Annotated in this window: 23 protein-coding genes; 7 read left to right on the top strand and 16 right to left on the bottom strand. The window is 61.3% G+C overall.

The features are described 5' to 3' along the window. Positions 1 to 1,197 (bottom strand): M16 family metallopeptidase (locus IG629_RS17775; protein WP_226886898.1); only part of this gene is annotated, 1,197 nt, incomplete at its 3' end. Beyond that, positions 1,194 to 2,618, bottom strand: coding sequence for a threonine synthase (thrC, locus tag IG629_RS17770; protein ID WP_193173267.1), 1,425 nt, complete (start codon positions 2,616 to 2,618; stop codon positions 1,194 to 1,196). The genes IG629_RS17775 and thrC, both read right to left, overlap by 4 nt. Positions 2,619 to 2,727: 109 nt before the next feature. Here thrC and IG629_RS17765 point away from each other — a divergent pair, with 109 nt between their 5' ends. Continuing rightward, positions 2,728 to 3,624 carry an NAD(P)-dependent oxidoreductase gene (locus IG629_RS17765; RefSeq protein ID WP_193173266.1) on the top strand — a complete coding sequence of 299 codons (897 nt, stop codon included), beginning with the start codon at positions 2,728 to 2,730 and terminating at the stop codon, positions 3,622 to 3,624. Here the strand turns inward: IG629_RS17765 and IG629_RS17760 are convergent. Then, a complete protein-coding gene (locus IG629_RS17760; RefSeq protein WP_226886897.1) occupies positions 3,621 to 4,088 on the bottom strand; it encodes an Lrp/AsnC family transcriptional regulator in 468 nt (155 codons plus the stop codon). The two genes, IG629_RS17765 and IG629_RS17760, sit on opposite strands and share 4 nt — an antisense overlap. 129 nt (positions 4,089 to 4,217) lie before the next feature. Between IG629_RS17760 and IG629_RS17755 the strand changes: the two genes are divergently transcribed. Then, positions 4,218 to 4,475 (top strand): DUF6356 family protein, encoded by a 258-nt coding sequence (locus IG629_RS17755; protein ID WP_193173265.1) that lies wholly within the window; start codon positions 4,218 to 4,220, stop codon positions 4,473 to 4,475. Positions 4,476 to 4,499: 24 nt separating this feature from the next. On the opposite strand, the gene IG629_RS17750 is transcribed toward IG629_RS17755, so the two are convergent. From IG629_RS17750 to coxB, 9 genes are all read right to left on the bottom strand, one after another. Beyond that, positions 4,500 to 5,993, bottom strand: coding sequence for a carboxypeptidase M32 (locus IG629_RS17750; RefSeq protein ID WP_193173264.1), 1,494 nt, complete (start codon positions 5,991 to 5,993; stop codon positions 4,500 to 4,502). Then, entirely contained in the window at positions 5,986 to 6,717 is a 732-nt protein-coding gene (locus IG629_RS17745) for an SURF1 family protein (protein ID WP_193173263.1), read from the bottom strand. The genes IG629_RS17750 and IG629_RS17745 overlap by 8 nt, the downstream gene beginning before the upstream one ends. Before the next feature lie 114 nt (positions 6,718 to 6,831). Continuing rightward, on the bottom strand, positions 6,832 to 7,206 hold the full coding sequence (locus IG629_RS17740; protein ID WP_193173262.1) for a DUF983 domain-containing protein: 375 nt from the start codon (positions 7,204 to 7,206) through the stop codon (positions 6,832 to 6,834). A gap of 33 nt (positions 7,207 to 7,239) precedes the next feature. Then, entirely contained in the window at positions 7,240 to 8,025 is a 786-nt protein-coding gene (locus IG629_RS17735) for a cytochrome c oxidase subunit 3 (RefSeq protein ID WP_193173261.1), read from the bottom strand. A gap of 47 nt (positions 8,026 to 8,072) precedes the next feature. Beyond that, positions 8,073 to 8,684, bottom strand: a complete 612-nt coding sequence (locus tag IG629_RS17730; protein ID WP_193173260.1) for a cytochrome c oxidase assembly protein — start codon at positions 8,682 to 8,684, stop codon at positions 8,073 to 8,075. A 3-nt stretch (positions 8,685 to 8,687) separates the two neighbouring features. Beyond that, positions 8,688 to 8,825 carry a hypothetical protein gene (locus tag IG629_RS17725; RefSeq protein WP_193173259.1) on the bottom strand — a complete coding sequence of 46 codons (138 nt, stop codon included), beginning with the start codon at positions 8,823 to 8,825 and terminating at the stop codon, positions 8,688 to 8,690. Between the two features lie 4 nt (positions 8,826 to 8,829). Continuing rightward, the gene (locus IG629_RS17720; RefSeq protein ID WP_193173258.1) at positions 8,830 to 9,747 is read right to left on the bottom strand and encodes a heme o synthase; all 918 of its coding nucleotides are present in this window, start codon (positions 9,745 to 9,747) and stop codon (positions 8,830 to 8,832) included. A gap of 56 nt (positions 9,748 to 9,803) precedes the next feature. After that, positions 9,804 to 11,390, bottom strand: a complete 1,587-nt coding sequence (gene ctaD, locus IG629_RS17715) for a cytochrome c oxidase subunit I (protein ID WP_028467526.1) — start codon at positions 11,388 to 11,390, stop codon at positions 9,804 to 9,806. Between the two features lie 28 nt (positions 11,391 to 11,418). Then, positions 11,419 to 12,276 carry a cytochrome c oxidase subunit II gene (coxB, locus tag IG629_RS17710; RefSeq protein ID WP_193173257.1) on the bottom strand — a complete coding sequence of 286 codons (858 nt, stop codon included), beginning with the start codon at positions 12,274 to 12,276 and terminating at the stop codon, positions 11,419 to 11,421. 298 nt (positions 12,277 to 12,574) lie between these two features. Here coxB and tldD point away from each other — a divergent pair, with 298 nt between their 5' ends. The 3 genes from tldD to IG629_RS17695 all read left to right on the top strand — a co-directional run bounded on the left by tldD (position 12,575) and on the right by IG629_RS17695 (position 15,926). Beyond that, positions 12,575 to 14,008 carry a metalloprotease TldD gene (gene tldD, locus IG629_RS17705; protein WP_193173256.1) on the top strand — a complete coding sequence of 478 codons (1,434 nt, stop codon included), beginning with the start codon at positions 12,575 to 12,577 and terminating at the stop codon, positions 14,006 to 14,008. A gap of 122 nt (positions 14,009 to 14,130) precedes the next feature. Next, entirely contained in the window at positions 14,131 to 14,469 is a 339-nt protein-coding gene (locus IG629_RS17700) for a hypothetical protein (RefSeq protein WP_193173255.1), read from the top strand. 2 nt (positions 14,470 to 14,471) lie between these two features. Then, positions 14,472 to 15,926 (top strand): methyl-accepting chemotaxis protein, encoded by a 1,455-nt coding sequence (locus IG629_RS17695; RefSeq protein ID WP_193173254.1) that lies wholly within the window; start codon positions 14,472 to 14,474, stop codon positions 15,924 to 15,926. A gap of 20 nt (positions 15,927 to 15,946) precedes the next feature. On the opposite strand, the gene IG629_RS17690 is transcribed toward IG629_RS17695, so the two are convergent. The 3 genes from IG629_RS17690 to IG629_RS17680 are packed head-to-tail and all read right to left on the bottom strand — an operon-like array spanning position 15,947 to position 19,135. Next, positions 15,947 to 16,882: a DMT family transporter gene (locus IG629_RS17690; protein ID WP_036555264.1), complete on the bottom strand. Its 936-nt coding sequence runs from the start codon at positions 16,880 to 16,882 to the stop codon at positions 15,947 to 15,949. Positions 16,883 to 16,942: 60 nt separating this feature from the next. Next, positions 16,943 to 18,310, bottom strand: coding sequence for a glutamate--cysteine ligase (locus tag IG629_RS17685; protein WP_193173253.1), 1,368 nt, complete (start codon positions 18,308 to 18,310; stop codon positions 16,943 to 16,945). 54 nt (positions 18,311 to 18,364) lie between these two features. Beyond that, on the bottom strand, positions 18,365 to 19,135 hold the full coding sequence (locus IG629_RS17680; protein WP_193173252.1) for a 16S rRNA (uracil(1498)-N(3))-methyltransferase: 771 nt from the start codon (positions 19,133 to 19,135) through the stop codon (positions 18,365 to 18,367). 96 nt (positions 19,136 to 19,231) lie between these two features. On the opposite strand from IG629_RS17680, the gene ubiA reads away from it, so the two are divergent. Continuing rightward, the gene (gene ubiA, locus IG629_RS17675; protein ID WP_193173251.1) at positions 19,232 to 20,143 is read left to right on the top strand and encodes a 4-hydroxybenzoate octaprenyltransferase; all 912 of its coding nucleotides are present in this window, start codon (positions 19,232 to 19,234) and stop codon (positions 20,141 to 20,143) included. Next, positions 20,140 to 20,871, top strand: a complete 732-nt coding sequence (locus tag IG629_RS17670; protein WP_193173250.1) for a class I SAM-dependent methyltransferase — start codon at positions 20,140 to 20,142, stop codon at positions 20,869 to 20,871. The genes ubiA and IG629_RS17670 overlap by 4 nt, the downstream gene beginning before the upstream one ends. Here the strand turns inward: IG629_RS17670 and IG629_RS17665 are convergent. Further along, positions 20,852 to 21,589: a hypothetical protein gene (locus IG629_RS17665; protein ID WP_193173249.1), complete on the bottom strand. Its 738-nt coding sequence runs from the start codon at positions 21,587 to 21,589 to the stop codon at positions 20,852 to 20,854. The two genes, IG629_RS17670 and IG629_RS17665, sit on opposite strands and share 20 nt — an antisense overlap. Between the last annotated feature and the right edge of the window lie 52 nt (positions 21,590 to 21,641).

Genomic DNA, 21,641 nt, shown 5'->3' with positions numbered 1-21,641 from the left:
GCTCTTGAGCAACCGCTCCGCCACGCGGCGGATCGCCGCCGGATCGACCGCGTCGACCTTGGCAACAAGTTCGGGCACCGGCACCGGGCGGCCGTAGACCAGCATGTGCTGGGCCAGTTGCTCGCACCGGTTCGAGGTGCTCTCCCGGCTCATCAGCAGACCGGAGCGGAGCTGGGTGCGGGCCCGCTCGACTTCTTCCTCGGTAACGTTCGCGGCGACATCAAGCAACTCGTCGCAAACCACCGGCATCAGTTCGACCGATTCTTTCTCGCCGGTTCCGGCGTAGACCGAGAACATGCCGCCATCGTTATAAGCCGCACTGAAGGAATAGACCGAATAGACCAGCCCACGCTTCTCCCGCACTTCCTGGAACAGGCGCGACGACATGCCGCCGCCGAACAGCATGGAGAGGACTTGCTGGGCGTAGAAATCGGGATCGTGGAAGCCCGTACCCTCGAAGCCGAGGAGCAAATGAAGCTGTTCCAGATCCTTCTCGACCCGGATCTCGCCGCCCTTGTATTCCGCCTGCTCTGTCTTTGCGGCCGTCTGTGCGCCGAGCGTACCGAAGCCGCGCTCGACCTCGGCCACCACCGCATCGTGATCGACGGCGCCAGCGGCGGAAAAGACCAGACTGTCACCTGCGTAATTCTCGTTGATGAAGGCCATGATACCGTCCCGGCTCATCTCTTGGACGATTTCGGAACGGCCCAGCACCGGGCGGCCCATGGCCTGCTCCGGATAGGCGGTTTCCTGAAAATAATCGAAGACGATATCGTCCGGCGTATCCGCCGCCTGGCCGATTTCCTGGATGATCACGGAACGCTCGCGGCTCAGTTCCTGCTCGTCGAAGGTCGAGTTCACCAGAATGTCCGCGATAACATCGACGCCCAGCGACACGTCTTCCTTAAGCACTTTGGCGTAGTACGCGGTCTGCTCCCGCGCCGTATAGGCATTCATGTGCCCGCCGACCGCCTCAACCTCCTCGGCAATCTGAAGTGCCGAGCGGCGCTTGGTGCCCTTGAACACCATGTGCTCCAGCAGATGCGCCACACCGTTCTCGGCCGCGACCTCGTGCCGGGTGCCGACATTCAGCCACGCGCCGAGCGAAACGCTCTCCACGCTGGCCATCTTGTCGGTCACGACGCGGGCGCCGTTGGCGAGTTCGGTGATCTTGATTCCGTTCATGTCGCCGCTCATGCAGCGTTCTCCTTGGTCGCAACGATGCCTGCTATATGGGTGCTGACAGTCCCGTATTCATTAGCGAGCACAGTCATGCGCTCTTCACGCTCAAGCAGGTCGGCCAATCGAGGCGGCAGCGCCGGGCGCTGGCCGATGGCGGACTCGACTGCGTCCGGGAATTTCGCCGGGTGGGCGCAGGCAAGCGAGATCATCGGCATGTCGGTCCCGATGGCACCGCTTTCGCGGGCCTGACGAGCCGCGCCGAGGGAAACCGCGGAATGCGGATCGGTGATCTCGCCCGTCTCCTCATAGACCGCCTTGATGGTTGCTTTGGTCCCGGCCTCGTCGGTGCGGAAGCCGTCGAATTCGCCCCGGGCGCGATCCAGCATGCCCTGGGAGACCGAGAAATGGCCGGTTTCCCGGAAGCTGGAGAGCGCCTCGGTCACAGCGGTGCCGTCCCGGTCGAACAGATCGAACAGGTAACGCTCGAAATTGCTGGAAACCTGGATATCCATGCTCGGGCTGATCGAGGGCTGCACGCCTTCAAGCTTCATCTCGCCGGAAGCGAGGAAGCGGGAGAGGATGTCGTTCTGGTTCGTCGCCACCACCATGCGGTCGATCGGCAGGCCCATCTGCTTGGCGGCATAGGCGGCGAAGATATTGCCGAAATTGCCGGTCGGCACGACGAAGGAGACAGGCCGCTCCGCCGTGGCGCCGATGCTGAGCGCCGAGGTCACGTAATAGACCACCTGCGGCAGGATGCGGGCCCAGTTGATCGAGTTCACGCCGGAAAGGTTATGTTTGTCCCGGAAAGCGATGTCGTTGAACAGCGCCTTCACCATGTCCTGGCAATCGTCGAAGGTGCCTTCCAGCGCGATGGCATGCACATTCGGCGCATCGACCGTCGTCATCTGGTGCTGCTGTACCGGAGAGACCCGGCCCTTCGGGAAGAAGATGAAGATCTCGGCATTGGCACTGTCACGGAACGCCTCGATAGCGGCCGAGCCGGTATCGCCCGAGGTGGCGCCGACGATGGTCACCTTCTCGCCGCGCTTGGTCAGGACATGATCGAACATCCGACCGAGGACCTGCATCGCATAGTCCTTGAAGGCCAGCGTCGGGCCGTGGAACAGCTCCATCATCCAGAGATTGCCGTCGAGCTGCTTCAGCGGCGCCACGGCGCTGTGCTCGAAGCTGCCATAGACCTCGTCCATGATGCCCTTCAGCGTCGCGTCGTCGAAGGCGTCGCCGGTGAACAGGCGGCAGACCTCGAACGCGGTCTCGGCATAGGACAGTCCGGCGAGCCGTTTCAGGTCCGCCGGGGTAAGGGTCGGCCATGTCTTCGGGACATAGAGTCCGCCGTCGCGGGCGAGGCCCGTCAGGAGTACGTCTTCGAAACCGAGTTCAGGGGCCTTGCCCCGGGTGCTGATATAGCGCACGTCCGCCGTCTCTTTTTCGCCGTTCGAAAGGACGCAACCTAGCGGTGGCGCTGGGTTCTTGCAACAATACCGGCTCTGTCGGAAAAGGACGCAAACCGGGATGCTCTCCATGGCCATCGAAACTGTCGGAATCATGACGCCCGGTGACATGGGCCACGCCATCGGCCAGCGGCTCGGCGAGGCCGGAATCCGGGTCGTCACCAACCTCGAAGGCCGCTCGGAACGCAGCCGTTCCCTTGCGAGAAAAGCAGGGATCGAGGATCTCGGCTCCGACGCCGCTTTGCTCACCGACTGCGACGTCATCTTCTCCATCATGCCGCCCGATCAGGCGGCGGGCTTCATCAGCCGCATGGCAAAAGCGGCGGGATCGCTTGGCGCGAAACCAAAGGCGTTGATCGCCGACCTGAATGCCGTCGCGCCCTCCACGGCCCGGCAGCTTCAGGCAACAGCGGAAGCGGCCGGTATCGGCTTCCTCGATGGCGGCATTATCGGCGGCCCGCCTTACCCAGGACGCCCAAGCCCGCGCATCTATCTGAGCGGCCCCGGCGCGGATGTTGTCACGGCCCTGTGCCCCGCCCTCGACATCCGCCCGCTCGGCGCTGAAATCGGTGCCGCTTCCGCCCTGAAGATGTGCTTCGCAACCATGACAAAAGGCGTGCAGGCCCTCGCCATCCAGAGTTTCGTGACGGCAGAGCTGGAAGGGGTCGGACCCGCCCTGAAGGCCGAGATGAGCGGCGCCCTCGGCCCCCTGCTGCAAAGCATGGCCGGCTCTCTGCCGGGCATGCCGCCGAAAGCCTATCGCTGGGTCGGCGAGATGGAGGAGATCGCCAAGACCTATGGCGATGCGGGCCTGACGCCGAAGACCTTCGAGGGTGTGGCTGATGTCTACCGCTTCGTCGAAAGCACCCCGCTCGGCAAGGAAGTGGTCGAGAACCGGACCATGGGCACTGATCTCGACGATCTGGTCACCCGGCTCGCCGACGCGCTGCGGGAGCGACGCTCCTAGCCCGCATAACCAAGGGGCAGCGCCGTCGTATACTTGATCTCCTCCATCGCGAAGCTGGAGCTGACTTCCGCCAGATCTGCGATCGAGATCAGGCGTTTATAGACGGCGTCATAGGTCTCGACACTCGGGACGACGATCCGGAGCAGATAATCGACGGTTCCGCTCATGCGATAGAATTCGAGAACTTCCGGGATCTCGGAGACCCCCTTGGCGAATTTCTCCAGCCAGCTGTCATTATGCTGGCTGGTGCGGATCATGACGAAAACGGTCAGTGGCACGTCGACCGCGCGGCGATCCAGCAGGGCTACCTTTTTGCGGATCACACCCTGCTTTTCGAGATTCTGGATACGGCGCCAGCAGGGTGTCGAAGAGAGACCGACACGGGTGCCGATCTCCGCCACGGAGAGATCCGCGTTCTCCTGCAACAGGGCGAGGATACGCCGGTCCGTCTCGTCGATCTTCATTCCGCATAACCCGCTTATATTAGAATATTATTCTAACATAGAGGCGATGCTTGAGGAAAATAGCAAACTTTTTGCCGCGATTCCGGGCCAGAATGAATGCGTCTTCCACATTCACTCCGGGGCGCCGCCATGATCTTCAAAATCTTTACCAGCCATCCACAATCGGTCGGCGAGAGCTATTGGCAGCATTTCGGGTTCGCTACCTCGACCGGTGGCGCGATGATGCTTGGCGGCCTCGCCTGCATGGTGCACGGCCTGTTCCCGTTCCTCTGCACCCGAACCGGCAGCAAGACGATCGCGAGGCTCTATGGCCGGATGTCCGCCGGCGCGCGGCATGCGGTGATGGAAAAGAACCACAGCGAACTCGGCCAGCAACCGGCCGAGTGAATCTCTGCCGGGCAACAATGCCGATCAGAGGTAACGTTCATCCAGGTGACTGAGGAACGCATCGGCCGAGAGCGGCGCACCGGTCGCCGCGCTGATGATCTCGTTCGTCTCCTTCGCGCTACCGACCGAATGCACATTCTCGACAAGCCAGGCCAGCAAGCTTGAGAAATCGCCTGCGGCGATACGGTCATCGAGATCCGGCAGGGCCTCATGGACCGCTTTGAACAGCTGGGCCGCCGCGAGGGCGCCCAACGTGTAGGTCGGGAAATAGCCGAACGAGCCGTGATACCAGTGGATATCCTGCAGGCAGCCGTCCCGGTCGTCTTCCGGCGCCACACCGAGTGATGCCTTCATGCCGTCGCGCCAGGCACCGGGAAGGTCCTTCAACGGCAGATCGCCGGACAGCAACGCCTTCTCAAGGTCGTAGCGCAGCATGACATGCAGCGGATAGGTCACCTCATCCGCATCGACCCGGATCAGCCCCCGCGCCACCCTGTGGCCAAGCAGGTTCAGATTCTCCGGCGTCATGGCGATGCCGCCCGTGCCGAGCACCTCGATGGCAAGCGGCGCCAGGAACCGGTAGAAGGCGGGCGAGCGGCAGGCCTGCATTTCCATCAGCAGGGACTGGCTCTCATGCATCACCATGCCCCGTGAAGACCCCACGGGCTGGTTGCGCCAGTCCACAGGCAGGCCACGCTCATAGAGCGCATGCCCGGTCTCGTGGATTACCCCCATCAGGGCGCGGCTGAAATCATCCTCGGAATAGCGTGTCGTGATGCGGACATCGTCCGGAATACCGCCGGTGAAGGGATGTGCGCTCTCATCTAGTCGGCCATGCGCAAAATCGAAACCGAGCGCGCTCATCACGCGCGCGCCGAGTTCCTTCTGCTTCGCAGCGGGGAACGGTCCTTCGGGGCTGATCGGCGCCGGTCCGGCGGCCTGATGCTCCAGAATGTTTTCCATCAATCCCGGCAGCTCGGACTTCAACCTGGCGAAGACCGGATCAATCCAGGCCATGGTGCCGCCCGGCTCATAGCTGTCGATCAGTGCATCGTAGAGACCGCAGCCGAGTTTTTCGGCCTTGATCGCCCCGTACTCCCGGGTCAGCTCAAGCACCGTGGCGAGCTTGCCCGCGACGGCGGAGAAATCGTCCTTCGCCCGGGCATCTCGCCAGGCGACGACACAGGCGGATGTAGCCCTCGACCGGGCTTCCACCAGATCGGCCGGCGCCACCGTTTCGTTGGTATGAACCCGGCGCATCTCGCGCAGATTGGCCTGCTGCATCGGGGTCAGCGCGGCGCTGTCGTCTTCCGCCCGCGAGAGCTCGTCGGAGACAGCGTCGGTCGCCAGCAATTCATGCTGCAGCACATCGAGCGTCGCCAGTTGCTCGGCACGCGCTTCCGCGCCGCCCGACGGCATCATGGTTTCCTGATCCCAGCCGAGAACCCCGCTCGCTCCGGAGATAGCGGAGTATCGTTTGAAACGTTTCTCAAGGGCTGCGTAAGCGCTGTCAGTCACGGCCGGGCTCCGCCTCGTCTTCGGGTTTCAGGTGATAGATCACATAGATGACGATGAGGGTCAGCGCGAGCAAGGCCCAGGTGGCGGCATAGCTCAGATGCTCGTTCCGGACATGGATCTTGCTTTCGGCACCGATCGGCATATTCAGCGGGCCTGCATCGCGCAGCCTGTCCACATAATAGGGCAGCACCGGGCCAAGGTCTCTGTCCGCCGCCATCTCCGACGTATCGACATAGAGCCAGACCTCGTTATCCGGCTCGTTATCGGGCACGAAGTAGCCTTTCAGCCGATCCTGCCGGATCAGGCCGTCGACCGTCTGCACGCCTTCGACATGCATGGGGGCGGTATCGACAGGCCCGTGCCTCTTGAGCTGGATCCAGCCCCTGTTCACCAGCACGGTGCGGCCATCCACAAGTTTCATCGGCGTGATCAGGTGGAAACCGGCATTGCCCTTGAAGGGCTTGCCGGTGACCAGCAGTTCCTTGTCATGCAGATAGGTGCCTTCAAGCCGGACCCGCTTGTAGCGCCAGTTCTCGATGGCATCGATGCTGTCGGGGAGGGCCACCGGCGGCGCCTCGACCCGGCTCTCGAACTGGTCGATAAGATTGCTCTTCCAAGCAAGCCGTTCCAGCTGCCAGTAGCTGAGGCTCAGCATGAAGGCCACGGAAATGATCGTGAAGAAGGTTGCCCAGAAAGTGGGACGGAACCTGCGATTGCCGAACATTCTTTTTTTCCAGACGTTGCACGCAAACCGGGGCCATCGGGGCCGGACCGGACCATAGGCCGTGGACGGTATTTTGCCCAGTCCTGAGGAGGAGCTCCGGGCTAGCAGCCTTGCCTAAGTGCCGGGGGGACGGTTCGGCGTCTTGTGTTTGTATTGCAGAGCGATCGTGAAAGCCTTCAAAGGCCGCAAGAGCGCGATCGTGCCGCCCAGAACCACCACACTCCAGAGCACGGCATGAACCCATAGCGGCGGTGCGAACAGTGTTTCGAACCAGAGGGCGATAGGCACAATGGTGCCGCCCAAGACGAAAATAATGAAGACAGCCGGACCATCGCCGCTGTCTTCATTCTTCAGATCGAGACCGCAGTTCGAACAGGTCTCCCGTACGGTCAGGAATCCCTCGAACAGGCTGCCCTTGCCGCAGCGCGGACATCGGCAGGCCAGCCCGGTCGAGAACGGCGACAACTGAGGATAATAAGGCTCGCTCACAGTAGCTCCTCCGCTATCCCCGTCTTTGCTGGATCAGCCGCCCCACCAATAGACGCAGACGAACAGGAACAGCCAGACGACGTCAACGAAGTGCCAGTACCAGGCAGCCGCCTCGAAGCCGAAATGGTGGTCCGGCTTGAAGTGGCCGGCCCGGCCACGGAACCAGCAGACACCGAGGAAGGTGGTGCCGATGATGACGTGGAAGCCGTGGAAGCCGGTCGCCAGGTAGAAGGTCGAGGCATAGATGCCGTCCGTGAAACCGAAGGCGGCGTGGCTGTACTCGTAAGCCTGCAGAGCGGTAAACAGAACACCAAGCAGCACTGTCAGTCCAAGACCGAGCTGGAACTGATCCCGCTTATTCTCGATCAGCGCGTGATGCGCCCAGGTCACCGTACAACCTGACAGCAGCAGAATCATGGTGTTGATCAGCGGCAAGTCCCAGGCACTGAAGGGCACAATATCCGCCGGCGGCCAAACACCGGTATCCGGATAAAGGGCACTGTCGAAGAACGCCCAGAAGAACGCCGCGAAGAACATCACTTCGGAGGCGATGAACAGGATCATGCCGTAGCGCATACCCAGCTGGACCACATGATTGTGGTGCCCCTGGAATTCGGCTTCGCGGATGATGTCGCGCCACCAGAAGAACATGGTCCCGAGGATAGCCAACAGTCCTGCGATCAGGATGTAACCGCCGAATGCCATCTCATGCATGTACATGATGCCGCCGACAGCAGCGATGAAGCCGGACATGGCCCCGACAAAGGGCCACGGGCTCGGCTCGACCAGATGGAAGGAATGTTGTGGATGTCCGCTCATTATCTTTCCCCTTCAGTCCGGCGCTTGTCGCGCCTTACTCTCCTCGATTATCCCTTGATATCCGCTGGTACGCGAGTCCCGGCATTTGCCTGCTCCCGGACGGCTTTCGCCGCGGATTGATCCTGGGCCTTGTAGAATGTGTAGGAGAGGGTGATCGTCGTCACCCCGTCCATCTTCACGTCCTTGTCCATCTCCGGGTCGATATAGAACGAGACCGGCATATCGGCTCGCTCACCCGGCTTCAGGACCTGTTCGGTGAAGCAAAAACAGTCGATCTTGTCGAAATACAGTCCTGCCTTGTCAGGCGACACATTGAACACCGCCGTGCCGACGATCGGCTCGTCACCGAGGTTGACCGCTTCGTAGAACGCGAGCTGGGTCTCTCCGACGCGTGTCTCGATGGCTTTCTGCACCGGCTTGAAGCGCCAGTTCAGATCCGGCTGCACACTGGCGTTGAAACGGACCATCACCTTGCGATCGAGGATCTCGGTGGCGTCCTGATCCGCGACCTGCGTCGTCCCGCCGAAACCGGTTACCCGGCAAAACAGATCGTAAAGCGGGACGGAGGCGAACGAGACACCCACCATGCAAACCACGACACCTGCCAGAAGCAGGGCGATGCGCGCATTATTGCGTTGCTGCCGTGGAGACTTCTGCATGCCTCAGCTCCCCATCCTCAGGATGGTGATGGCATAGAATAGAAGGGCCGCGACCACGATACAGGCAAGAATCGCGAGGTTCTTGCCGCGCTTGCGGGCGTAGAGTTCTTCTCGTGTATTCGGCTTTTGCTCTTCGCTCATCGCCTTACACTCCCGCCGCCTGATCGATGATCAGCAGCGTAAAGAGAACAAACAGATAGAGGATCGAATAGCCGAACAGGCGCCGGCAATTCTTCTCGCTGGCATCCCGGAACACCCGCCAGGCGGAGAGCAGGAACACCAGCCCGAAAGCTGCCGCGGGCAGTCCGTATGTCAGCAGGCCGACTGTCTCGAACGCCACCGGGAGCAATGTGACCGGCACCAGCAGCAGGGTATAGATCAGGATCTGCTTCTGGGTTTCCCGCCGGCCGGAGACAACCGGCAGCATCGGCACGCCCGCCGCCTCGTAATCGCCGGAGCGATAAAGCGACAGCGCCCAGAAATGCGGCGGGGTCCACATGAAGATCATCAGGAACATCACCAGCGGCAGCGCCGTCACATCGCCTGTCACCGCGGCCCAGCCGATCACCGGAGGCAAGGCGCCGGAAGCACCGCCGATGACGATGTTCTGCGGCGTCCGCCGCTTCAGCCACATGGTGTAGATAAAGACATAGAACCCGATGGTCGCAGCCAGCAATGCCGCCGCGACCCAGTTGGTCGCCAGCCCCATGACCATGACCGACATACCGGACAGGATAACGCCGAAGGCAAGCGCCTCGTCCGCCCCGACTTTACCAGCCGGGATCGGGCGACCGCGCGTACGGGTCATCACCGCGTCGATATCGCGGTCATACCACATGTTGATGGCACCGGAGGCTCCGGCTCCGATCGCGATGCAGAGCACCGCGATGGCCGCAAGGCCCGTGTTGAGTTCGCCCGGAGCCAGGTACAGTCCTGCAAATCCGGTGAAGACAACCAGCGACATCACGCGCGGCTTCAGCAGCGACAGGTAATCCCTGATCGCCTGAGACGCGGAAGCGGCGGTCGGTGCCGCCGCCTTTATTTCGATGGAAGTATCAGACACGCAAGGAACCTTTCTTGCTCCGGTCCGTCTTCATAACCCCGCCGAGGCGCCGCGGATCATTTGATCCGCGGCAGCTCGTCGAATGTATGGAACGGCGGCGGAGAGGACACGGTCCACTCCAGAGTGTCCGCGCTTTCGCCCCACGGGTTGGCATCCGCCTTGCGCTTCGTGATGAAGGCCTCGATCACGACGATCAGGAAAACGATGGTCGCCAGACCGCCCATGTAGGCGCCGTAGGAAGCCACAGTATTCCAGCCGTGCAAGGCATCCGGATAGTCGATGTAACGGCGCGGCATACCTGCCAGCCCGAGGAAATGCATCGGGAAGAAGGTCACGTTGGCGCCGATGAACATCAGCCAGAAGTGCAGACGGGCAAGGAAGCCGCTGTAGTGATAGCCAGTCATTTTTGGGAACCAGTAATAGAACCCGCAGAAGATGGCAAAGACCGCACCGAGCGACAGCACATAGTGGAAGTGGGCAATGACGTAATAGGTGTTGTGCAGCACCACATCGACACCGGCATTGGCGAGCACGACACCGGTCACACCGCCGACGGTGAAGAGGAAGATGAAGCCGATCGCCCAGATCATCGGAACACGGAAGGAGATCGAGCCGCCCCACATGGTCGCGATCCAGGAGAAAATCTTCACGCCCGTCGGCACCGCGATGACCATGGTCGCCGCGGTAAAGTAGGCCCTCGTATCAACATCCAGCCCCACTGTGTACATGTGGTGCGCCCAGACGATGAACCCGACAAAACCGATCGAAAGCATCGCGTAGGCCATGCCCAGATAGCCGAAGATCGGCTTGCGGGAGAAGGTCGACACCACATGGCTGACGATGCCGAAGGCCGGCAGGATCATGATGTAGACTTCCGGATGCCCGAAGAACCAGAACAGGTGCAGGAACAGGATCGGGTCACCACCGCCGGACGGATCGAAGAAGGCCGTACCGAAGTTACGGTCCGTCAGCAGCATGGTGATGGCACCGGCCAGAACCGGAAGCGCCAGCAGCAGCAGGAACGCGGTGATCAGCATGGACCAGACAAACAGCGGCATCTTGTGCAGCGTCATGCCCGGAGCGCGCATGTTGAAGATCGTGGTGATGAAGTTACTGGCACCGAGGATCGAGGAGGCACCGGCAAGGTGCAGCGACAGGATCGCCATGTCCATGGAGGGACCAGGCGTTCCGAGCTTGCTCGACATCGGCGGATAGATGGTCCAGCCGACACCCGCGCCACCGTCGGCGAAAACCGACAGGAACAGCAGCAGGAAGGCAGGAATCAGAAGCCAGAAGCTGATGTTGTTCATCCGCGGGAAGGCCATGTCCGGCGCGCCGATCATCAGCGGCACGAACCAGTTGCCGAAACCGCCGATCAGACCCGGCATGACCACGAAGAACACCATGATCAGACCGTGGGCCGTGGTGAACACGTTCCAGACCTGACCGTTCTCCATGTACTGGACACCGGGGTCCTGAAGTTCCATCCGCATGTAGATGGACATGGCTCCGCCGATCAACCCGGCGATCACCGAGAAGATCAGGTACATCGTGCCGATGTCTTTATGGTTGGTCGAATACAACCAGCGCCGGATACCCGTCGGCGCCCCATGATCATCAGCGTGAGCGTGAGCGGCACTCATATCGGTCTCTCCCAATAGCGTGATTGTTTTAGTTGGTGCTGAGCGCAACGCGGACCGGCGCGTCATCGCTCATTGCAAAGCGTTCCTTGGCTTCGTCCAGCCATTCCTTATACGCCTCTTCCGAGACCGCCTTCACGACGATCGGCATGTAGGCGTGCCGGGGACCGCAGATCTGGTTGCACTGACCGTAGAAAGTGCCTTCCTTGTCGAACTGCATCCACGTCTCGTTGGTACGACCGCCGACCGCGTAAACCTGGACAACGGCGGATGGCACGAAGAACGAGTGGAAAACGTCGTTGCTGGTCACCAGGACCTGAATCTTCTTGCCGGTCGGAACAACAAGGGGATTGTCGACATCGAGCATACGGATGCCGTTCACCTTCGCGAGATCCTCGCCCTCCAGCATGTAGCTGTCGAAAGCGATTTCCTCATCCGGATACTGGTAGTTCCAGTACCACTGGTTACCGGTGACCGTAATCGTCATGTCCGGATCGACCGCCCGATCAAGATAGTAGAGGTTCTTGAAGGACGGGACCGCGATCACCACAAGGATAATAACCGGAACGGCAGTCCAGAGAATTTCGATCAGTGTGTTGTGCGAGGTGCGTGACGGGTTCGGGTTCGCAGACGCGCGATACCGAATGCACACATACACCAGAAGCAGGAAGACGAAGATACCGGTGGCGAAAATCACCCACAGCAGAAAATCGTGGAATTCGCCGATCCGGACGCCAACGGGCGACACCGGGTCCTGCAGCCCCAATTGATAAGGCTCGGGCTGGCGGGTTTCCTGGGCGCCGGCCGGCAATGCGAGCCCGGCGATCAACAAAAAGGGCAGCGCCGCGATATACGCGAGGCTGGAGATTGCCCGGTTGAAAAGCCTCATGATCTCCGCTCTCTCCAAGTTTCTTAGTACGCGGGGCTGTTTTTAGCGCTAGGCGCAGCCCTTCACAAGGCTATCGAAATACACTTTCCGACTCATTGCGGGAAGACAATTCGACCAATTTTGATTGTATCGTTGATGATCCGCGACGAAGTGACGCGCCCTCATGCCATTGAAGATGGTCACAAAGTCACGGGTTCCAGCGCCGTGACTTTGTGACCATCCGAACCATATGCTATCGGATAGATATCGAACAAACCGCCGGCCCGGCATTTGGACGGGTCCATAAGGAGCAGACGCTATGGGCGATCTCAGCAAGACCGACGAAATCTTCTTCCAGCGCGGCGGCCTTGATCTCGCGCGGGTCGGTCAGGTCGTCGACGATGCGCTGCACGGCGCCGACGATGGTGAACTGTTCCTTGAATACCGCCAGAGTGAGAGCCTCGCCTTCGATGATGGCCGCCTGAAAAACGCAGCCTTCGACTCGACCCAGGGCTTCGGCCTCCGGTCCATCGCCGGCGAGGCGCACGGTTATGCCCATGCGTCGGACATCTCTGAAGATGCGATCAGGCGCGCTGCCGAGACTGTATCCGCCGTGAGCAGAGGCTATGGCGGCACGCTGGCCGCTCCACCCGCCGCAAGCAACGCGACTCTATATACGGACGACAACCCGCTGGCCCTGACCGCCTTCGGCGACAAGGTCGACCTGCTGAAGGAAATCGATGCCTATGCCCGGGCAAGGGATCCCCGTGTCAAACAGGTGAGTGCATCGCTGGCTGGCTCGTGGCAGGCCGTGCAGATCGTGCGCGCTGGCGGTCATCGCGTTGCCGATATCCGCCCGTTGGTCCGGCTCAATATTTCCGTCGTGCTCGCCGATGGCGATCGTATGGAGACCGGCAGCTCCGGCGCCGGAGGCCGCGTCACCTATGACCAGTACATGACGCCGGAAAACTGGAAGGCCCAGGTCGACGAAGCCTTCCGCATCGCCGAAGTCAACCTCGCGTCAGTCGCCGCCCCCGCCGGAGAGATGGAAGTGGTTCTCGGCAACGGCTGGCCCGGTGTCATGCTGCACGAGGCCGTCGGACATGGCCTTGAAGGAGACTTCAACCGCAAGAAAACCTCGACCTTCTCCGGTATGATCGGCCAGCAGGTTGCCGCTAAGGGCGTGACTGTCGTCGATGACGGAACCATGCATGACCGCCGCGGCTCTATCAGCATCGACGATGAAGGCACCCGCAGCCGGCGCAACGTTCTGATCGAGGACGGCATCCTCGTCGGCTACATGCAGGATCGCCAGAATGCCCGGCTGATGGGTATGGAGCCAACCGGAAACGGCCGCCGCCAGAGCTTCGCCCACGCCCCCATGCCGCGCATGACCAACACGTTCATGGAAGCGGGCGACAAGGACCCGGGCGAGATTCTCGCCTCCGTCAAGAACGGCCTCTACGCGGTTAATTTCGCCGGCGGCCAGGTCGACATCACGTCCGGCAAGTTCGTGTTCTCGGCCAGCGAGGCCTATCTCATCGAAAACGGCAAACTCGGCGCTCCGGTAAAGGGTGCAACCCTGATCGGCAACGGTCCGGACGCCATGGGCCGGATCACCATGATCGGCAACGATCTCGCGCTCGACGAGGGTATCGGCACTTGCGGCAAGAGCGGACAGGGCGTTCCCGTCGGTGTCGGCCAGCCGACCCTGAAGATGACAGGCGTTACCATTGGTGGCACCGCCATGTAGGAACGAACCCATGGTTCCAATGCATTAATTAATTAAAATTTAGGGTTATTACCCCTACTAATTGAGCTCCTAAAAGTTAATTGCCCCAACGAAGGGCAAGAAAATACCAACAGGAGCTGAATGTGCGGGACACGCTGGGCGCAGCAGCATTGTTGTTGTGCAGCACTTTCTTTATTGCCGGCTTGATGCTGACGGCCCCGGTCGCGCCGGGTCAGGCCGTCGCGGCAATCTTCCCTCCCTGGCTCAACAAGACGGAAATTCTTGGCGCGGTCTCGACCGCGGGCGGACGGATGCTGCGCCATGGCGGCATCGACTCCGTCGCACTCGTCAGACTGGAAACACCTGACGATGTCCAGCGACTGAAACATGCCGGAGCCTGGGCCGTGGTTGCCCCCGCCGGCCTCTTCGGCTGCGCCGGCGTCACCGACGCAGCGCGACGATTATTCCAAAAGGAGACCTGAGAATGAATGCGCTCGAGTTAATTCGCGCACGGGCCGTCAAGTTCATGGCCCTTTTCATTGCCGCCCACGTTCTGCTGGTCGTCGCCTTCGGGCTGCTGCTGGGCACGCATTTGATTGCCCCGGCTATCGGCGCCCTGGCGACAGCCGCAATTTGCGGCGCGGCAGCCTGGAAAGCGCGCCACCAGGCTTCGACGCGCATGCTTCTGGCCGTCGGGATCATGGTCATGGTCTCCCTGATCGTGCTCCAGTTCGAAGGTCATCCCTGGCAGATCGACGTCCATATGTACTACTTCGCATGCTTGGCGATCCTGACCACGCTTTGCGATATCCGGGCGGTGATTGCGGCAACGGCGGCCGTCGCAGTGCATCACATCGGCCTGAACTTCACCTTCCCCGCGTGGATTTTCCCCGAAGGTGCGGATTTCGGGCGAGTTCTCGTTCACGCGGTGATCGTCATCGTCGAGGCCGTGATTGTCGGCTGGCTTGCAATAACTGTCGCCAAGGCCTTCACCACATCCGATGCAGCAGTGCGTGAAGCCGAAGCAGCCAAGGCGGAATCGGAACGCCTCAGCCAGGAGCGGATGGAGCAGGACCGTCTGATGGCGGACCAGAAGGCCAAGGAAATGGCAGATCTCGCCGATTCCTTCTCACAGTCAGTCGGCTCGATTGCCATGACCGTCTCCAGCACCACGTCGGAGTTGACCGCAAATGCGGGGGACATGAATTCGGTCGCAAACGCGCTGATCACACAGTCGCAATCCGCGAACGAAAATACCGCGTCCGCCGCCGACAATGTGCGCATGGCCGCCGAGGTTGCGGGCGAGCTGGCCAGTTCCTTCTCGGAAATCGGCCAAAGGGTCGCAGAGTCCAGCGCAGTCACGAAACAAGCAGTGGATCAGGCGAACCAGACCAACGAATCCGTTTCCGGTCTCGCCAAGGCGATCGAGAAGATCTCCGAGTTCCTGAAGCTGATCACCGATATTGCCGAGCAGACGAACCTTCTGGCGCTGAACGCCACCATCGAGGCGGCCCGGGCGGGCGAAGCGGGCAAGGGCTTTGCCGTCGTTGCCACTGAGGTGAAGAACCTCGCCTCCCAGACGGCCGAGGCGACCGAGACGATTTCCGCCCAGATCCAGGCGATCCAGCAGGAATCCAATCAGGCGGTGGACGCGATCTCCACCATCGTCAGTACCGTGGCGAAGGTGGATGAAATATCGGCCGGCATTGCCGCCGCTATCGAGGAACAGGTCGCCGCGACGAACGAGATCTCAAATCAGGTCGCCATGGCCAGCGAGCGCAGCATCAATGCTTCGCAAGGCATGAGCATCCTCAATGATGAAAGTACCCGAAGCGGCGAAGCCGCCCAGCTGATGCTCTCGGCGTCAGAAAAGCTTAGCCAGGATACAGGCCGGCTCCGTTCCGAGATCGACGGGTTCCTGACTAAAATCAAGGCCTAGATCGACTGGGCGTTACATCTTCATGGAAAAGGCTCCGGCATCGCGCCGGGGCCTTTTGTCTTTTTACCCAGGCGGGTTTCCCGGTAGCCGATATAGAGCCCAGCGCTGATCACGATGGCGCCGCCAAGCAGTGTCATGCGATCCGGAATCTCATTCCAAAGCGCCAATCCAAACAGTGTGGCCCAGATCAGCGCGGTATATTCGAAGGGAGCGATGACCGCCGCCTCCGCATGCCGGAAAGAGGACGTCACAAGAAACTGGCCGACCCCGCCAAGCAACCCCAACAGCAGGAACAATCCCCAATCGGCAGGCAACGGCTCTGTCCAGCCGGATGGCGTTCCGGAAGCCCAGAGCGTACCAGCAGTCCCGACCACGAGACCGGCGAGGGTCGTATAAAACGTCATGGAGACGCTGGTCTCTGTCGAGGACATGCGCCGCGCGAGCAACATGGTCATGGCAAAGCAAAACGAGGCTGCGATCGGAATCAAGGCATCAAACTTGAAGATTTCGGCGCCAGGCCTGACCACGATCACCACACCGACGAAACCGACAATCGTTGCGGACAGCCGCCTCGGTCCGACGCGCTCTCCCAAAACCAGCATCGAGAGCAGCGTGACGAAGAGTGGCGAAGAGAATGCGAGAGTTACCGTCTCGGCAAGTCCGAGAACGGAAAGCGCATGGAAAAACCCGACCATGGCGCTGGCTCCGAAAGCCGCACGCAGCAACTGAATGCCCGGCCGCGACGTCCGCAGAGCCGCAATGCCACCCCAAAAGAAAACAATAACAAAGAGCGGTATCAGGCCGAACAGTGAGCGCAGCATCACAATCTGGATGCTCGGATACGAGGCCGTAAGCCACTTGATCAGGGCATCCATCACCGAGACCACGAAGATCCCGGCAATCATCAAGGCGATACCACGCCCAGTCGCGGCCCGGTCGTCCGGTAATCCGGTCATGAAATCCCCTCCGGGGCCGCGGCCCGCAAATGCAGGCCGCGTTAACCGGACCTGCCCTTTCTAGTAGCGCTGGAACTCGAAGATCGGATCGACCGAGCCGTTCCAGTCACCATGATAAAGGTCGAGCAAACGGTCCGCCGAGGTTTTGCCGGACTCGGCGACATCCTGCAGCCAGTTCAGGAAACCGCTCTCGTCGTTCCCCGCCGCGTCAATGAAGGCCCGGCGCTTCAGGCCGTGCCGGGAAATCTCGATCATCCGCTTGGCAAGATCCTGCACGGTGCCGTCCCGGAACGGGGTCTGCAAGCCGTGCTTCGGCACCGCGTCCCGCAACGCCGACATTTCCTCCACGGTCCAGTCGGCGATCATATCGGCCGCCGCCTGCTGGGAATCGCTGTCATAAAGGATACCGGTCCAGAGTGCCGGCAACGCACAGATATTGCGCCACGGACCAGTATCGGCGCCCCGCATCTCGATATATTTCTTCAGCCGGACTTCCGGGAAACTGGTCGTCATGTGATCGGTCCAGTCGCCCATGAAGGCGTTCTGGCCCTCATATCCCTCAAGCTTGCCCGCCATGAAGTCGCGGAAGCTCTTGCCGGCGACGTCCTGATAGTCGCCATCCCGATAGAGGAAATACATCGGCACATCGAGCATGTAGTCGACATAGCGCTCGAACCCGAAGCCGTCCTCGAAGACGAAGGGCAACATGCCGCAACGATCCGGGTCCGTGTCGGTCCAGACATGGGAGCGGTAGCTCTTGAAACCGTTCGGCTTGCCTTCCGTGAAGGGCGAGTTGGCGAACAGGGCCGTGGCGACGGGCTGCAACGCGACACTGATGCGGAACTTCTGCACCATGTCCGCTTCGCTCTCGAAATCGTAGTTTCCCTGCACGGTACAGGTCCGCTTCATCATGTCGAGGCCGAGGGTGCCGACCTTCTGCATGTGAGCGCTCATGACCACGTAGCGGCCCTTGGGCATAAACTCGATATCGGCGCGCGTCGAGGTCGGATCAAACCCCGCGCCCAGCATGCCGACGCCGAGCTCGCCATTGACCTCCTTGATCTGCGCCAGATGCGTATGCACCTCGTCGCAGGTCTGATGCAGGGTCTCCAGCGGAGCACCGGACAGCTCGAACTGTCCGCCCGGCTCCAGCGTGATGGCACAGCCACCCTGCGTCAGCGCGATGACATTCTCACCCTCATGGATGGGCTCCCAGCCAAACTTGTCCACCAGCCCGTTCAGAATGGCGCCGATGCCATCCTTGCCGAAATAGGGCAGACGCTTGTGGTCGCTGAGGCGGAAGGGGAACTTCTCGTGCTCCGTGCCGATGCGCCAGTCGGCGCGCGGCGTGCAGCCGGATTCGAGATCCTCTACGAGCTGCGCCTTGCTGGCGATGGGCTCGCCCTGGGAGCCTGGGGGACGGGACATATTTCCTCCGGTGGGATCAGACGACCTTGTGTGTCGCTTGGCACGAGTTCGGGTTTAGATATCGAGTCCGTCGGGACGTTCCATGGTCCAATCCCCCGCCACCGCCTGCCAACAAGCCAACGCTGCAAGCGCCGCCGTGTCGGAACGCAGCAACCGCGGTCCTAGACTTACTGGTGTAACAAAGGAACTTTGCCTGAGCCGGTCAAGTTCATGATCGGCAAAACCCCCTTCGGGTCCTATCAGCAATCCACAGGGGGTTCCCCCCTTGAAAGGCGGCTTCGACAACACATCGACGACGGGTGTTCCGGCGCCAGTCTCGTCGCAGACGATCAGCGGCCGGTCTTGTGGCCACGCATCGAGCAGCGCGTCGAAGCGCATCGGCTGGCGGATTTCCGGGACACTCAGCCGCGCGGTCTGCTCCGCGGCCTCCGTCGCGTTGGCCAGCAGGCGATCGGTATTCACCCGTTCGACCTGCGTATGCTTGGTAAGGACCGGCCAGAGCACGGAAGCGCCAAGTTCGGTCGCCTTCTGCGCGGTAAAATCTATGCGAGCCCGTTTAATCGGCGCGAACACCAGCCAGATATCGGGCTCCTCGCGCTGCGGGCGGCGCTGTTCGATCAGCGAAAGCGAGGTCCAGCCCTTGCCGATCCCATCTATCCGCGCAGTCCATTCGCCATCGCGGCCGTTGAACAGCGCAACATGTGCGCCCGGTCCCAGGCGCAGGACATGCTTCAGATAGTGCGTCTGCCCGGTCTCGAGTCCGACCGTGCCGTCGGCGGCAAGGTCTGCACTCACAAACAGACGGGTTTCGATCTTCTCGCTCATCGGGCCTCGTGTTTTGGGCGGCGATGTGCCGCACCGTCCGATCCTAACGCCCCGGTCCTTGCTCCGGAGTGCCGCCCGGTTTATGCAGAAGCCACCATGACCGCAAGCGATATCGCACGCAACGACTGGGTGGACCGGCTCCTGCCCATGAGCGCCCGGCCCTATGCTCGACTGATGCGGCTGGACCGTCCTATCGGTACCTGGCTGTTATTGCTCCCCTGCTGGTGGGGGCTTGCCCTCGGCTGGCAGGCAACGGAGCAGGCTCTGCCACCGCTGGATCTTCTCTGGCTTTATATCCTGTTCAGTGTCGGCGCCGTGATCATGCGGGGAGCCGGCTGCACCATCAACGATCTCTGGGACCGGGACTTCGACAGCCAGGTCGCACGCACCGTGGAACGGCCGATCGCAAACGGCGATCTTACCGTCCGGCAAGCTCTCCTGTTTCTCGTATTGCAGCTCTGCGCCGGGCTGCTGATCCTGCTGCAACTGAACCAGACCTGCTGGATACTCGGCGTTCTGGTGCTTGTGCTCGTCGCCACCTATCCGCTGTTCAAGCGCATTACCTACTGGCCGCAATTCGTGCTCGGCCTGACCTTCAACTGGGGCGCGCTAATGGGGTGGGCGGCGGTCACAGACGGGATCGGCATCGCCAACAGCGTGCTCTATTGCGCGGGCATCGTCTGGACCCTCGGATACGACACGATCTACGCCCATCAGGACAAGGAAGACGACATCCAGATCGGCGTGAAATCCTCCGCCCTGGCCCTCGGCGCACGGACCGTTCCGTTCCTCTGGGCCGTCTATCCGTTGACGCTGGCCGGTATCGCGGCAAGCGGCTGGCTGATCGGGCTTGGCTGGCTCTTCTATCTCGGCCTCGCCGTCGCCGGCGCACAGTTGCTCTGGCAGATCCGCACCATCGATATCGACGATCCCAAGGACTGCCTCACGAAATTCAAATCCAACAGATATTTCGGCTGGATCGTCACCGCGGCGATCCTGGCCGGATGATACCCACCGGCCCGAAGCTGATCACAGCGGATTTCATCCTCCGCAACACCGAACCCGTCTCCCCGCCCCTGATCCCGGAACTGACGCTGCATCTTGCCACGGAAGCGACGCCGCTCTGGCTGGCAACCGAGACGGAGCTGGAGCAGAACGGCTTGCCGCCGCCCTATTGGGCCTTTCCCTGGGCCGGCGGACAGGCCGTCGCGCGTTATGTCATCGATAACGCCCCGCTCGTCGCCGGAAGGCGCGTGCTCGATGTCGGCGCCGGGTCAGGCATGGTCGGGCTGGCCGCGCTCTGGGCATCGGCCGCAACCGTCATCGCCAACGACACCGATCCCGTCGCTGCAACGGCAATCGCCCTCAATGCGGAAACCAACGGCTTGCAGGCGGGGCTCACCATCGCGATCCGGGACATGCTGGACGAGCCGACCATGGCGGAAGATGGCGGGCCGCTCTACGACACCGTGCTCGCGGGCGATATCTGTTATGAGCGCGCCATGGCGGACCGCATGCTGATGTGGCTGCAACGGCATGCGGACGCGGGTGCATTGGTCCTGCTCGGCGACCCCGGACGAACCTATCGGCCGACAGGCGGGATCGCACTCTGCGCGCGCTATGACGTACCGGTATCCCTTGAAATCGAGGATTCTGAAATGCGGCAGACCGCCGTGTGGAGATTGACCGGTTCGGCCGAGGCCGCCTCCACCGTATCTAACCCAGCTCCACGCTGAAGCGGGGATCGTCGAACGGCACCGTCGTTTCAGAGAGCCGCTCCGTCAAAAAAGCACGGCGCGGCCCGTTCTCCTCTCCCAACAAAGACAAGACCCATGCGGCCTCCTCCGGGTGGTCGCCGAACATGCCGTGCAGAAGAGCAAGCTTCGCCGCCTGGGGCAGGCTTTTGAATCTCCGGTTCCTGGCTTCGATTTCGGCCAAGGCAACCGGCACGCCATCCAGTGCGAGCGCACCGCACTTTGTAATATAGCAGCCAGCCCGTGCCGCCGGACGACCATCGCCCAGTTCAATCGCGTCCGGATCGAATGTTCCGTAGACATAGCTGGCACCGACATTCTCGGTCTCGTGCATCCGTTCCAGCTGTGCCTCTGTCAGCCAGGTTACCGCGACCCTGACTTCGGTCCCCGGGCTGCCGTGGAGCGTGGCGGGTACCGAGCCGTATCCGGCAAGATGCGCGCAATAGACGACATCGTACCCATGCATCCAGGCCCAGGTGACGGGGATTGTTCGGTCCCGCTCCGCGCCAAATTTCCGTGCGAGCTGTTCCGGTGCCCGGTTCGACCCAACGGCGATCACGGGCTGCCGCCCACCGAGATCGAATGCGCCATCAAGCGGCGAAACAGCCTCCTCATGAAACAGGAAATCATGATCCGGCGCCGGATAAGGATAGCCATAGGCGCGCGACAGTTTTTCCGTGCTTGATGTATTATGCTTCAACTTAAAGGTGCCTTTTCTGCATAAGATGAATACCTCTTGATGACATTCCTTA

Source organism: Nisaea nitritireducens, assembly GCF_014904795.1.
In the GTDB taxonomy this organism is placed as follows: Bacteria; Pseudomonadota; Alphaproteobacteria; order Thalassobaculales; family Thalassobaculaceae; genus Nisaea; species Nisaea nitritireducens.
Note: the sequence above shows the minus strand (reverse complement) of the source record. Positions and strands in the feature narration are given on the sequence as shown.

What these genes read in the sequence shown, in the direction of transcription:
- IG629_RS17765 (WP_193173266.1), top strand. Translation starts at nt 2,728, where the DNA reads ATGGCCATCGAAACTGTCGGAATCATGACGCCCGGTGACATGGGCCAC.
- IG629_RS17760 (WP_226886897.1), bottom strand. Translation starts at nt 4,088, where the DNA reads ATGAAGATCGACGAGACGGACCGGCGTATCCTCGCCCTGTTGCAGGAG.
- IG629_RS17755 (WP_193173265.1), top strand. Translation starts at nt 4,218, where the DNA reads ATGATCTTCAAAATCTTTACCAGCCATCCACAATCGGTCGGCGAGAGC.
- IG629_RS17745 (WP_193173263.1), bottom strand. Translation starts at nt 6,717, where the DNA reads ATGTTCGGCAATCGCAGGTTCCGTCCCACTTTCTGGGCAACCTTCTTC.
- IG629_RS17735 (WP_193173261.1), bottom strand. Translation starts at nt 8,025, where the DNA reads ATGAGCGGACATCCACAACATTCCTTCCATCTGGTCGAGCCGAGCCCG.
- IG629_RS17730 (WP_193173260.1), bottom strand. Translation starts at nt 8,684, where the DNA reads ATGCAGAAGTCTCCACGGCAGCAACGCAATAATGCGCGCATCGCCCTG.
- IG629_RS17725 (WP_193173259.1), bottom strand. Translation starts at nt 8,825, where the DNA reads ATGAGCGAAGAGCAAAAGCCGAATACACGAGAAGAACTCTACGCCCGC.
- ctaD (WP_028467526.1), bottom strand. Translation starts at nt 11,390, where the DNA reads ATGAGTGCCGCTCACGCTCACGCTGATGATCATGGGGCGCCGACGGGT.
- coxB (WP_193173257.1), bottom strand. Translation starts at nt 12,276, where the DNA reads ATGAGGCTTTTCAACCGGGCAATCTCCAGCCTCGCGTATATCGCGGCG.
- tldD (WP_193173256.1), top strand. Translation starts at nt 12,575, where the DNA reads ATGGGCGATCTCAGCAAGACCGACGAAATCTTCTTCCAGCGCGGCGGC.
- IG629_RS17695 (WP_193173254.1), top strand. Translation starts at nt 14,472, where the DNA reads ATGAATGCGCTCGAGTTAATTCGCGCACGGGCCGTCAAGTTCATGGCC.
- IG629_RS17690 (WP_036555264.1), bottom strand. Translation starts at nt 16,882, where the DNA reads ATGACCGGATTACCGGACGACCGGGCCGCGACTGGGCGTGGTATCGCC.
- IG629_RS17685 (WP_193173253.1), bottom strand. Translation starts at nt 18,310, where the DNA reads ATGTCCCGTCCCCCAGGCTCCCAGGGCGAGCCCATCGCCAGCAAGGCG.
- IG629_RS17680 (WP_193173252.1), bottom strand. Translation starts at nt 19,135, where the DNA reads ATGAGCGAGAAGATCGAAACCCGTCTGTTTGTGAGTGCAGACCTTGCC.
- ubiA (WP_193173251.1), top strand. Translation starts at nt 19,232, where the DNA reads ATGACCGCAAGCGATATCGCACGCAACGACTGGGTGGACCGGCTCCTG.
- IG629_RS17670 (WP_193173250.1), top strand. Translation starts at nt 20,140, where the DNA reads ATGATACCCACCGGCCCGAAGCTGATCACAGCGGATTTCATCCTCCGC.